This window comes from Echinicola vietnamensis DSM 17526 (assembly GCF_000325705.1).
In the GTDB taxonomy this organism is placed as follows: domain Bacteria; phylum Bacteroidota; class Bacteroidia; order Cytophagales; family Cyclobacteriaceae; genus Echinicola; species Echinicola vietnamensis.
On sequence record NC_019904.1, the window covers coordinates 1,459,540 to 1,472,433 of the forward strand.

Here is a 12,894-nt window from a genome sequence, read left to right on the forward strand (position 1 = left end):
AACTCACTTCAGCTTCACTTCCATTTCTCCTGTGGAGCGGAGATAGAGTCGAATGTCTTGGTCGGTGGTGTAGATGCCCTTTACGTCCAAGGCGGGCCTTTTTACCCTGAAAGAAGCATAATCTGTTTCGATATAGCCTTGCTTTTGGAGCTCCAAACGGGCGGTATGGATATAATCCCCAATGGGATAGACAGCATACTTTTTCATTTCCTCCAATACCGCTCCCTGTTTTACCCAGCTGGCACTGCTGGCCAGGATATTCTTGGTGTTCAGATCAAAATCAATGTCCTCAAAAACAATGGCCTCCCGCAAAGGGTCATACGTCGGCCGGCCGACCAGGTAGACATTTCCATTGATGTTTTTCTTGTCGTTTCGGGTGACGGTAAAGTCCACTTTTACCAAGGCCTTGTCACCGAAGGATTGGCTCTCAAATGCCTTTGGGGTCATGGTTGTTTTGCTATCGACTTTAAAAGTCTGATTGGCCAGCATGTCATTGAGGTAGCTGTCCAAGTCTCTGTAAGGAATGGATAGGGGCAAGGTAATGTCCAAGTAATTGCGGCTATCTTCATTATAGTACAGATTGGGCAGCGGGCTGGGAGCCACGTCAGGAGCACTGCCCAGCTGGGTAAATACCTCTCCTTCGATGCCAATCGTAAGTTTTAGCTTTTGGTCAGTAGTGAACTGTTCACGAACTTTGATTTTATGGGGAATGGTATAGACATAAGCATCGATGCCGTCTTGCTCAAACTTGACCGGCTTGCCATAGGCCTTCCACGTTTCTTCCATCATGCTTTTGAAGCTGATTCTGCTCAGGTTGTCGCCGGTCAGCTGCTCATCCAGCATCCTTTCGACATGTTTTTTTAGCATTGGCCCAAAGTCAATTTCATAGCCCAGTAGGTTGTACTTCAGTGACCTGCCCCAGCTTTCGATGTGGACATTGGATATGCCGATGTCCCAATTGCGGCCGATAACGGGCTCAAAGCTCACCCGCGGAGCCAGGCCTTCATCGAACGGCACGGCCGTAGAAATGGACTGACCAAAAATCTTTTTCTGGATGTTGAGCTTACCTTTTAGCTGCAAGGGAAGGTTGATCTCCAGCTTGTTTTGACCCAAGGAGGAAAGGGAGATGTCTCCGGTTCTGTTCACATCCAAATCTGCTATGATGCCATTGCCCATGTTTAACCCCTTTTCCGTGTAAAGCAACTCGCTGAGTTCCTGGTTTAGGTTGCGCTCAATATAGTCCAGTGGAATTTCCAAGGGCACATTGACACGGGAAATGGCTTCAGGCAAGACTGGAGGCTCTCCTGAAAATTTGGGCTTTTCGGGATTGATGCTTTTACATGAAAGTATCAGCAGTGCAAAACAGAAGATGAGGAGACGGTTTTTCATAATTAACTTTTGGGCTTACAAGAATAACGAATCATGCTGAAAATCAAGGTGTCCTTGCCAAGGAATTACAAAATTCAGGTGTTAAATTTTATTAATAGATAGCTCTCCGACCCCTTCGGCTTCGCTCAGGGGCCGGGGTTTCGCTCAGGGGTCGGGGCTTGGCTCAGGGTCTGTAGGGTTGGTTTACGGGTTGACATTACCTAGGATCACAACCCAAAAAAGGCCTTGGAATTTTTTCCAAGGCCGAAATGATAAAGTTTGTCCCATACCGTTACTATTTCCCGGCTTTGAGCTTTTTGGTGGCATCTTCCCCGCCATTGAGCAGGTACAGCAGTGGCACTGGCCGATCTATTTCTTCGATAAAGGTGGGACGCGCCTGCCAAGGAGCTACGGAAAGCACATTGCAGAAGTCCATCCAAAACTGTAGCCTGGCGGGTTCCAAGTCCCAGGTCATGTGAAAGTGGTTTGCCGGGGCATATTGCTTGTACTCCATCATGGAGGCATATTTGGGAACCACGAAGGTATGGGGCCAGGTGGGGTTGGCGCCGTCACAGATTTTTTGGGCCAGTTCATCGGGAAGCGCCACTGTTTCGGCTTCATCCCAGATCATCGAAAACATACCGGAAAGAGAGCTGTACGCAAGCCTGGCAGCAAGGCCTTTGATCTTGCCAGGGGAGATGAAATGCACCGAATTGCCCAAGTAATAAAAGTAGTCCACGGCTTTCGGGAAGGTGATGTTTTTCATGATTTCTTTTTCCTCAGTACCCGGCGTAGCGGCCCAGTTAAAAGAAGCAGACCCAGAATTTACACCATCCACAAATCCTTTTTTCATCCAAGGTTCATCACCGTTTGGCTGATAGCCATTTTGGGCGGCCAGTTCGGCAAGGTCTTCCCTGTCCCAAGCTTTTCTGAAGTCCATGAAAAGGGGAGGATGCCCTCCGGATAGCCAAGTCATAAACAGCTGCGTCAGCAAGGCCTGCACATCAGCTTCCGTGGCAAAAGGCTGCACGGCTTTTGGGCCGTTATGGTCAAAAGTACTGTTAAACAGTGACTCCATGATATCGGCCACGGGAAGCTGTATGCCGCGATCATCAGAGCCCCATTCCAGTTGGCTCATAAATCCTCCACCAATCGCATCAATATCCTTCATCAAGTCACGGACGATCAGGTAAAGGGCCAGGCTCTGGTCCAGCAGCTTACTGTCTTTTTCCCCATCGGGGAGCTCCAGCCGATCTCCGGCATGACCTTCCAGCCAAGTTCTGAGTTTTTTCAATTCTTCCTTGTCATAGGATTCCTTTTGGAGCATGTCGGCGAGGAGCTTCATGTCCAGCCGCGTCACCTCAATGCCAAACTGGTTTCGTGTTTCGAGCACATGCGGAAGGGCTGTTTCCATGCCCATGGAATCGTGCCCAAAAACCACTACCCGTTTTCCTTTGAGCCCTTGGAAGGTGACCGCTGCATAGCACCAATCCACCAAGGCTTTGAGGGTGGCAGGGCTCATTTCCGGGTTTTGGCCAGCATCCGGCCACTTGCCCACGTTGATATGGGTCAATTTCCCGTATTGGGCAATGGCTCCTGACGTGGCATGGGTGTACACGACGCCTGGACGGGTGGCACTGTTGCCTGTGGTGAAATTGATCGGGGTGTCCTTGGGGAAATGGGAAAACAAGGAAATGGTGGTCAGCTGCGGAAATGACCAAGTGTCGGGCACACAGACTAGGACACTGACGCCGGCCTCTTTAAATTGGCTGGCCACTTGGTCTGCTTGACTTTCGGCATCGATCAGTACATCCGAATAGACGACTTCGGCGGCCGTTCCATCTGGCAGCTTGATTTTTCCGGCGAGGGATTCGGCGGTGTGTTTGATGATGTTGGTACTCCGTTCCCTGCTGGCCGCATCGATGCGCGGATCACAAGGGGCAAAAACGCCGATGACCGGTTTTCCGGTAGCAGGTTTGACGGTTCTGGATAATAAGGTTGCTTTCATGATATCTATTTTTGTGGCGCATCACACCGACCATTGCCGGGTCAGTGTGATGATCTGTTGAATACTTTTGATAAGAGGAACCCTGTCAAAAAGATGACCAAGGTCCCGATCACGATGGTCAGGTTGGCATGCATGGGGTTTCGGAAGGATAGCCAAGGCCCTTCGGTGATAAAGACAGGGGTAAGGCTCATCCAAGCAATGACCAAAATACCGATGACCACGCCAATCGCCGCTTCAGTCTGCTGGACATTTTTAGAGAAATAGCCCAGTAAGAACAATCCCAATACACCGCCGCTAAACACCGAACTCAAAGCCCACCAAGCATCCAAGGCACTTTTTACTTCTGTCATGGCCAGTGAAACCACAATGCTGAGCGAGCCCATCACTACCGCCGCGATGGTCAGGACCCTGAAATTGTCCTTCCCGGAGGGGGGGGTGTTGATGTATTTCTTGTAATGGTCTGTTAAAATCACCGTTGCAGAACTGTTAAGGCTGGTGGAAATGGTACTCATCCCAGCTGCAAAGATCGAAGCGATCAACAAGCCTGTGAGGCCTTTCGGCAAACCGTTCACAATAAAAAAAGGAAAGATTTTATCCGCTGCATCTTTGGACTGAAGGGTTTGGGGAAGTAAGTCCGGAAAGACCTGATAGTACGCAAACAAGGCTGTTCCGATAAAGAAAAAGAGCAGGGACACAGGGACATAAAGACTGCTGCCAAACCAAGTGGATTTGATGGCTCCCTTTTCGGTTTTGGCACTCATGTAGCGCTGCACATAATTTTGGTCCACACCGAAATTCTGGAGGTTGATAAACAGGCCATAGATCAATATGACCCAAAAGGTGGCATCCGTCATGCTGAGGCCAAAACTTCCAAGGCTGAATTTATCATGCTCCTGACCGATTTCAATGACCTGCATTGGCCCTTCAGGCATGGAAAAGAGAATGATTCCCAAGCAGGTCAAGGCTCCGAGGATTAGGACAATCCCCTGGATGGCATCTGTCCATATCACCGCTTCGATACCTCCCATGGAAGCATAAATGATTACGGAGATTCCCGTGACGATGATAATCGTCGCAATATCCCAGCCCAGCAAGGCATTCATCGGCAGGGCCAGCAAATACAAAATCGTCCCCATCCTTGCCAGCTGGGTCAGCAGGTAGCAGATGGAAGCATAAGTCCTGGCCCAAGGGCCGAATCGGGTTTCCAGGTAATAGTATGCAGATTCACTTTGCACTCCGCGGTATAGCGGGACAAAAAACTTGACTGCTATCCAAGCGGCTATCGGAATGGAAAGGCTGAAGACAAAGCTGTTCCAATTGGTGAGGTAGGCATTGCCGGGCAAGGCCAAAAAGCTGATGCTGCTCACAAAGGTGGCAAAGATCGACATGCCAATGGCCCACGAAGGAAGACGTCTGCCACCGACCATATAATCATCCGTGGTCCTGTTTTTTTTGAAGAAAAAAGACGCTCCAAAAAGCAGGATGCCTAACATATAAATCAGAAATATGATGAGGTCAATGACGGGTAATTGCATGGTTTTTTTGGGTTAGGTGTTGCTTTTTTGAGGATGGACTACAGCTGCTGTTGGATTTCCTTCAATTGCTCAGCGAGGATTTCACGTTCTTTTTCCCTAAACCGGTGGAGGGGCGAAGCCATATAATCACTGCAGATGCCTAAGAGGCTAAGGGCTCCTTTGATGCCTTTTAAATAACTGGATCCAAATTGTCCCAATGAATACATTTTGGTCGAGATCTGCATGACGATGGCATGTAGCCTTTTGACGGTTTCCAGGTCTCCTGATTCAGCTGCCGCGTATAGCTTCACATACAGCTCGGGAAACATATTGGCCCCACCATTGACTCCACCATGAGCGCCCAACAGGACTGTTTCGGCCATAATTTCCTCTGGACCGACGAAAAGCGAAAAGTCTTGCCGGTCTTTCATTTTGGCCATTACCTTGTTGAAGTAAGCGTTGTTGGCAGAGCTGTCTTTGAGTCCGACGATGTTGTCGTATTGGCTGAGCGTTTTTACGGTGTCTGGCTCAATGACAATTTTGGTATGGGAAGGCATATTGTACAAGAACAGGGGCAGCGACAACCGTTCCACAAGGTATTCGTAGTATTCGATCAATTCCGGTTGGCCCAGGCTAAAGTAATATGGAGGCGCAGCGACCACGGCTGCAGCACCTTCTTTGGCGGCGGTATCGGCCAGCCTAAGGCTTTCTGTAGCAGCGGTATCGGTGATCCCCACCAGCACTGGAACACGTCCATTGACGATGGCGCAGGTGCGCTTCACCAATTCATGGCGAATGTCATACGAAAGGCTTGTGGACTCTCCCGTGGTGCCCAAAATGAACAATCCGTGCACCCCACCAGCGATGATGTGATTGATCAATCGCTCCAAGCCAGGAATATCAAGTTGGTTTTCATCGGCCAATGGCGTGATCATTGGCGGTACGATTCCCCTGAATGGAAGGGGCAAAGGTTGTATGGTCTTCATCTGTTAAAGTACTGGTTTTGTGCGAATAAGGCTATTGAAGGCCCTTCTAAGCACTTCGGTTAGTCTATATTTAAGAATATAGTACAAACTTAGCCTTTCGCCACAAAACACTATCCTGCACTTACGGGATGGCTACCAGCAGAGGGTGTGGAGCATTGAAAGTGGCGTACGTATATAATCCCAGTCGGCATTGCCTAGCCAAAAAGACTGGTGGAATGGCTATTGGCCGGTATTTTTGCCAATGTCCTTCTCAAGCAGGATGATCCGTTACCAGTTTCTTTAGCATCCAAATGGAGCAGCTGAAATGCCCCGAATTCCCCAAGGGACGATCCAGTTTTTGAAAGCCTTGTTTTTCGTATACGCGTACCGCATTGCTAAATGCTGGAATACTTTCGATGTAAAGGGCGTCGTATCCCAACGCTAGCGCACTTTCCGTACATTTTTCCATCAGTGTTTTGCCGATGCCCTTGCCTCTGGCCTTGGGCGACAGGTAAAATTTCACCAGCTCCGTACAGCCATCAGGCAGTCCCGCAGTAGGGTAAATCCCACAGCAGCCTAAGATCTGATCTTTTGCTGCCGCTACCCAAAAAACAGCCTTCTTTTCCTGCAAAAACAGTTTATGGAGGTCGTCCATTTCAGGATCGGCAAACACCGTACCCTCTTGTGGTGCTTCAAATTCCACAAATACAGCTTGGATCAATTCCTTTACAGCCTGGTTGTCTTCTTTCTGGATGTGACGATAGGTGATATTCATGGCCCAAAAATAAGACAATCATATACATTTATGGAAATTCATCCATGTAATGGGGCGGATACGGTTTGAAATTATATTTTTGCTTTCAGGACTAACCATTTTGTGGCTATGAAATCACGTATGCTTTTGGTACTGGCTTTTTGCGGGTTAATTTCGCCACTTTTTGGCATGGAAAAGGTGGAATGTACCTGTCAAACGGCTTTGGATGAGGCCCATGGTTTGCTCCAAAAGGCAAAGAGCTATAAGGTGCTCGTTAAGGGCGAACGTGAAGCAGCACTGCAGGAATGGAAGGAGAAGATCAAACAGGAAATGGCATCCGATCCGATGGTGGAGGATTTCTGCTTGGGATACCTGCAGAAGTTCACCTCCTTTGTTAAGGATAAGCACAACCAACTTTACTATGCCTCCCAAAAAGACTATCCTTCTTCCTATCCCAGCTATCAAGGCAAATGGGCGCTGGATACGACCTCTTTCCGTGACGAGTATGAGGGGGTGTATTATGCGGGAACAGAAAAACTCCTGCTGAAAAACTCGGCCCCCGGGCAATGGCTCGGCATCATGTTGGCCTCAGATGATGACAAATGGACGCACGGAACGATTCGGCTTAAAATCAATATGAAAGCTGATGGGACACTGGAGATTTTTGAATTCTTTAAGACTGGTTTGCTTTATTACCAGCCCTCCATCTCCATTCGTGACGGACGGATCCACGGAACCTACTGGAACAAGTCCAATAAATATCATTTTTTAAATAGACATGAGGAGAAATTTCATTTCGAACAGGTGTCCAATGATACCGATTATATCGGCCTCAAAACGTTTACGCGCACGCGCAAACTCATGGATGAAGCGGCAGATTTCTATGCTAAAGCCTTGCCCCGTCTGACGCATATGAATTTGATCGTGGACCTGCGTAGCAATGGTGGTGGATCGGTTTTGCAGGCCAAGCCCTTGCTGCAGCACCTTCGGCAGAATAAGCAAATAGAGCATATTTATGTGCTTGTAAATTTTAAAACAGCTAGTGCTGCGGAGTTGGTGGCGATCAAATTACTTGAGGACCAAAGGGTCAAGCTCGCTGGGGAAAATACCAGTGGTATGCTGGCTTTTGGATACGGAAACCATGCTTTTACCGATATGATCGATTGCCGAAATATCAAAGTGAGTTTTTCCACGAAAAAGTCCAAAAGTGGGCAGAGCACTTATGAATTTGTGGGGTTGACGCCTACACGCTTGCTGGGTAATGTTTCCGATTGGGTGGATCAGCTCACTTCGTTACGCTAAAGCGTCGTTAGCTGTTGTCTGTGTTTCCTTTAACGGCCCGTTGCCAACCTGCATAGGCAGCTTTTATGGAATCTGCAGGCCCATTTGGGACGGTTTGTTGTTTTTGCTGAAGCTGCTGAAGATGAGCCAGGTCTTTAAAAACCCCCGCCTTCAATCCGGCCAAATAGGCTGCCCCCAATGCAGAAACATCGGCAATCCCAACCCTTGCCACAGGCTTTTCCAATAAATCGGCCAAAAAGTCGATGACAAAACCATTGGCAGTGATGCCGCCGTCCACGTTTAGCGCTTCCAGATCCAGCTGGGCATCTTCTTCCATGGCGCTGATGACGTCTTTGATCTGATAGGGAATGGACTCCAACGCCGCGCGGACAATGTGGTTTTTGCCACTGTCAAAGGTCATGCCCACCAGCGAGGCTTTTCGCTTCATGTCCCAGTGCGGAGCCCCCAAACCGCTGAATGCGGGCACCAAATAGACACCTTGATTGGATGTTACGGCCTTGGCCATGGCCTCGGTCTCCCGGCTGTCCTGAATCAGTCCCAGTTCATTTTTTAGCCATTCGATGGTCGCGCCACAGGTGACGATCACTCCTTCCAAGGCATAGCTCACTTGTGCCTCCGTGCTCCAACAGATCGTACTTACCATGCCGTGACCGGAGGATTTACGTTCGTCGCCGACGTTCATCAGGACGGAGCAGCCGGTGCCCATGGTGGCCTTGGCCGTGCCCGGTTCGAAGCATGCTTCCCCAAAGGCGGCGGCATGCGAATCGCCAATCATCGCAAAGATGGGCAGGGGAGCATCCAGCAGTCCTTCAAAATCAGTCACGCCAAATTCAGCAGATGAGGGCCTCACCGCTGGGAGTTGGAGCCCAGAAAGCCCCATATTATCCAATAGCTCCCTGTCCCAATCCAAGGTGTCCAGGTTAAAGAACAAGGTACGGGAAGCATTGGTGAAATCAGTCAGGTAATGGTTGCCCTCGGTCAGTCGGTACAGTAGCCAAGTATCCACGGTGCCGAAGTAGGCTTCTCCCGCATCGATGGCCGTAGCGATGGCCGGGTCATTTTCATATAGCCAAATCAGTTTGGTACCTGAAAAATATGGGTCAATGATCAAGCCGGTTTTATCCTTGATGAGGGGTTCCAGCCCTGCTGCTTTCAGCCGGTCACAAACCCCTATGGAACGCTTGCACTGCCAGACCACCGCTTGGTACAACGGGGCCCCATTTTTGTCCCAAAGTAAAAAGGTCTCCCGCTGGTTGGAGATTCCACAGCTGGTGATAGCATCCAAGGGGTGGCCCTGAAACTGAAAGTCAGCCAAACAAATGCCTACAGCTTTCAGCACGTTTTGGTAAATGTCTTCCGGATCCTGCTCCACCAAACCACCGTCGAGGTAATGGGTTTTGAGCGGTACGGTGGCTTTGGCCACTTGTTTTCCCTGCGCATCAAACACCAGTGCTTTGGTACCACTGGTACCTTGGTCGATCGAAAGGATAAATTGCTTATTGCTGTCCATGGATGTCTGTCAATTAATGTTTTTTTCGTATCAGATGCGGTCAAAAGCCAATCGGCTATTTAAGCTTATCAACTCTTTACTTCCTTCAATCTTCCTTGCTGTTGGCTTTGTCGATTACCACTGCCAGCAAGATCACGGCACCTTTGACCACTTGCTGCCAGAAGGGGGATACATTCAGCAGTACGAGGCCATTGTTCAGGACGCCGATGATGATGCCCCCGAGGACAGCTCCCATGATCGTCCCTTTGCCTCCGGAGAGGGAAGTCCCGCCGATGACCACGGCGGCAATGGCATCCAGTTCATAGCTGATTCCTGCGTTGGGCTGTGCTGAATCCAAGCGGGAGGTGACGATCATCCCGCCCACGGCAGCCAAGCCTCCCGCGATGGCATAAACGGTCATTTTTACCCGGCTGATATTGATGCCTGATAGCCGCGCGGCCCGTTCATTGCCCCCGATGGCATAGACATAGCGGCCAAACTTGGTTTTCTTGGTCAGCAAGACGGCCAGAGCAACAATCACTGCAGTGATCCATACGGGCATGGGAATGCCCAAAAACCAACCCGTACCCAAAAAGGCAAAATCTTCTCCTAGGCCGTTGATGGGAAATCCTCCTGTCCACAGCATGGTCAGGCCACGGGCAATGGTCAGCATCGCCAAGGTCGCCACGAAAGGAGGAACCTTAAACCGCGTGATGGTCCAGCCATTGAACCAGCCCAGCCCAAATCCTAACCCTACGCCCAGGATCACCGCGCCTAAGGGTGCAAAGCCAATATGCAGGTTCAGCCCTTCTACAGCAATGCCGTTTTTTATCAGCGAGGCCGTGACGGCACCACATAACGCCAAGATGGAGCCTACGGACAGGTCGATCCCTGCCGTCAGGATTACCAAGGTCATGCCCACCGAGATGCAGATGTTTACCGACACCTGGCGCATGACATTCCATCCATTGGCCAAGGTCAAAAAGCGGTCTGATAACAAGCTAAGAACCAAACACAGGATAATCAGTGCAATCAATGATTGGAATTTAGCAATGGATGGCATTGGTTTTTTTAAGGTAATCATGGGGTCTTTTGTATAGGTTGTAATGTTTTAATGCTGTAAAGTTGAAAGGATTGAAGGTGGATACTTGACGAAAATTGGTGTTTATAGGATACCATTTTAGATGAAGGTCAGAGACTCTAGGCTCGCTAGTGTCTTTACCCTTTGATCTTGGCCCTTCCATCTGATCTTGCTACTTTAATCTTTTTTCTTTGGAATGGCCGCTTGGAGGATTTCATCTTCAGAAGTCTGCGCGTCAATGGGAATGTTGGCGGTCAGCCTGCCCTCGGCCATGACCAGTACCCGGTCCGAGACGGCCAGGATTTCCGGGAGCTCAGAGGAAACTACGATCAGTCCGAGCCCCTCATTGGCCAGCTGACGGATCAATTTATAGATTTCGTTTTTGGCATTGATGTCGATTCCCCGGGTAGGCTCGTCCAGCATAAGGACTTTCGGTCTGGTGGCCAGCCATTTGGCCAGCACCACTTTTTGCTGGTTTCCCCCGCTGAGTTTTTCCACTAACTGGCGGTGGGAGGAGGCCTTTATCTTTAGCTCTCCCATATACTTTTGGGCGAGTCCTTTTTCTTTTTTGTCATCTAGCAAGCCCCCACTCAGGATGCTATCTACCACCGTGAGACTGGAATTGGTGCACAGGTCCATGCACAGGACCAGGCCGTCCTGCTTCCGGTCTTCCGGCACCAGGGCCAATCCGGCGTCCATGGCTTCTTGGGGCTTTTGGAATTCGTGGACCTTGCCAGCAAGGGTGATCTCTGCACCCTGATGGGGAAGTACCCCGAACAGTGCTTCCATCAGCTCGGTACGTCCTGCGCCCATCAGCCCGAAGATGCCCAGCACCTCGCCCTTGCCGAGTTCGAAATTGATGTCCTGGAGCAGGAATTTATCGGCTATTTTAGGGTGCTTTACGGTCAGGTGTTTTACCGAAAGGACCGTTTCGTCAAATTGTCTGCCGGAGCAACTTCTTTCAATGACGATCTCGCGGCCCACCATTTTCTGTATGAGGGCTTCTTCGGTCATGCCTTCCATTTCTCCGGATTCGATCATTTTGCCATCGCGAAGCACCACATAGCGATCGGCGATGGCAAATAGTTCGTCCAGCTTATGGGAGATATAGGCGATGGCCTTTCCCTCAGCCCTTAACGCGCGGATGATCCCAAAAAGGATTTCTACCTCTTGGTCAGAAATGGCGGAAGTGGGCTCGTCCATGATGATCACCTGACTTTCCAAAGACAAGGCTTTTGCAATTTCCACAAGCTGCTGTTGGCCTACTTTCAACTGGCTTACGGGCGTCTCTGGATCCACGTTCAGCTTGAGCCTGTGGAGCAGTTGTGCCGCTTCTTTGTGCATCTTTGCCACGTCCAGTAGCCCCATGGGCGTCTCGGGCTCCCTTCCCAGAAAGATGTTTTCACGAATGCTGAGGTAGGGGATCAGGTTGAGCTCTTGGTGGATGATATTGATGCCTTTCTCTTGGGCATCCCTGGTGTTTTGGAATTTGACCGGATCTCCATTATAGTAAATGGTGCCTTTATAGTCCGGATAAACACCGGAGAGGATCTTCATAAGGGTGGATTTTCCGGCCCCGTTTTCTCCCAGGATGGCTGTTACGCGTCCTGCTTGAAGTTCCAGGCTGACATCATCCAGTGCCTTTACCCCTACAAACTCCTTGGTAATGTTTTTAACGGTCAACATGGGCGGTCTGATCTGATTGTTTCAAAAACGTCACATTCACCGGAATCACGGAAATTTCATTCAAGTTCACCTGCTCACGGTTCATCTCCACGGCACCGACAAAGGTGATCATGTTACCTTCCTTGGCATTTGCCTTTAAGGGCGGGAGGACTTTTTCCCGCACCAATTGATTGATGGCTGCCGAAACATTATTGAAGTCCATGGTCTGCTCAAACTTGGTCAGGTCCACCTTGCCACTGGCATCCCGGACAGCATTGCCAAAAATGTATTCGGTCTCGATCTTTACCACTTGGCTACTGGTGTCGGTGGTGACCAATACCGTGAGGTCATCTTCCCCGACTTGCCGGATTTCCCCTTTTCCCTTGATCATGAAAAATCGAATATTCCCGATTCCCAAGGCCTCGGAATGTTGATCAAAAGCTTCTTGGGGCCTGTTTTTGAGGAGATGGGCCAGGCGACCTACCTCTACGGCTTCCTCCAGATCGGGAATCAGTTCTTCTTCCCAAAAATCCTTGGCATAAGCCGTGGCATCAAACGTCACTTCGGCGGCATTGGCCCGTACCTCATCCAGTTTTTTGATGCTGATCGAGCTGCCCAAGCCCACTAATAGCAGGCCGCAAATGATGCTGTTTTTAATCCACTTTCGTTTCATTTTGTCTATTTTGAGTCGTTCGTGTTGAGTCAAAGACTCAGCGTATATTTTGATAGGGCGGAGCCCCGGATCAAT

At 49.7% G+C, this 12,894-nt stretch carries 10 protein-coding genes; 1 reads left to right on the plus strand and 9 read right to left on the minus strand.

Annotated features, from left to right (window positions below):
- Positions 1-3 precede the first annotated feature (3 nt).
- From ECHVI_RS06200 to ECHVI_RS06220, 5 genes are all read right to left on the minus strand, one after another.
- Positions 4-1,389 (minus strand): DUF4403 family protein, encoded by a 1,386-nt coding sequence (locus tag ECHVI_RS06200; RefSeq protein WP_015265108.1) that lies wholly within the window; start codon positions 1,387-1,389, stop codon positions 4-6.
- Positions 1,390-1,663: 274 nt separating this feature from the next.
- Positions 1,664-3,376 (minus strand): L-fucose isomerase, encoded by a 1,713-nt coding sequence (locus ECHVI_RS06205; RefSeq protein WP_015265109.1) that lies wholly within the window; start codon positions 3,374-3,376, stop codon positions 1,664-1,666.
- 41 nt (positions 3,377-3,417) lie between these two features.
- Positions 3,418-4,911: a sodium:solute symporter family protein gene (locus ECHVI_RS06210; protein WP_015265110.1), complete on the minus strand. Its 1,494-nt coding sequence runs from the start codon at positions 4,909-4,911 to the stop codon at positions 3,418-3,420.
- Positions 4,912-4,949: 38 nt separating this feature from the next.
- The gene (locus tag ECHVI_RS06215) at positions 4,950-5,876 is read right to left on the minus strand and encodes a dihydrodipicolinate synthase family protein (protein WP_015265111.1); all 927 of its coding nucleotides are present in this window, start codon (positions 5,874-5,876) and stop codon (positions 4,950-4,952) included.
- A gap of 250 nt (positions 5,877-6,126) precedes the next feature.
- A complete protein-coding gene (locus tag ECHVI_RS06220) occupies positions 6,127-6,630 on the minus strand; it encodes a GNAT family N-acetyltransferase (RefSeq protein WP_015265112.1) in 504 nt (167 codons plus the stop codon).
- 108 nt (positions 6,631-6,738) lie between these two features.
- Between ECHVI_RS06220 and ECHVI_RS06225 the strand changes: the two genes are divergently transcribed.
- Positions 6,739-7,911 (plus strand): S41 family peptidase, encoded by a 1,173-nt coding sequence (locus tag ECHVI_RS06225; RefSeq protein ID WP_015265113.1) that lies wholly within the window; start codon positions 6,739-6,741, stop codon positions 7,909-7,911.
- Positions 7,912-7,918: 7 nt separating this feature from the next.
- Here ECHVI_RS06225 and ECHVI_RS06230 read toward each other — a convergent pair whose 3' ends face one another.
- The 4 genes from ECHVI_RS06230 to ECHVI_RS06245 form a co-directional block, all read right to left on the minus strand.
- A complete protein-coding gene (locus ECHVI_RS06230; protein ID WP_015265114.1) occupies positions 7,919-9,421 on the minus strand; it encodes an FGGY family carbohydrate kinase in 1,503 nt (500 codons plus the stop codon).
- 85 nt (positions 9,422-9,506) lie between these two features.
- Positions 9,507-10,484, minus strand: coding sequence for an ABC transporter permease (locus ECHVI_RS06235; RefSeq protein ID WP_041738361.1), 978 nt, complete (start codon positions 10,482-10,484; stop codon positions 9,507-9,509).
- Positions 10,485-10,658: 174 nt separating this feature from the next.
- The gene (locus tag ECHVI_RS06240; RefSeq protein ID WP_015265117.1) at positions 10,659-12,167 is read right to left on the minus strand and encodes a sugar ABC transporter ATP-binding protein; all 1,509 of its coding nucleotides are present in this window, start codon (positions 12,165-12,167) and stop codon (positions 10,659-10,661) included.
- Positions 12,154-12,819 (minus strand): DUF2291 domain-containing protein, encoded by a 666-nt coding sequence (locus ECHVI_RS06245; RefSeq protein WP_015265118.1) that lies wholly within the window; start codon positions 12,817-12,819, stop codon positions 12,154-12,156. The genes ECHVI_RS06240 and ECHVI_RS06245 overlap by 14 nt, the downstream gene beginning before the upstream one ends.
- Between the last annotated feature and the right edge of the window lie 75 nt (positions 12,820-12,894).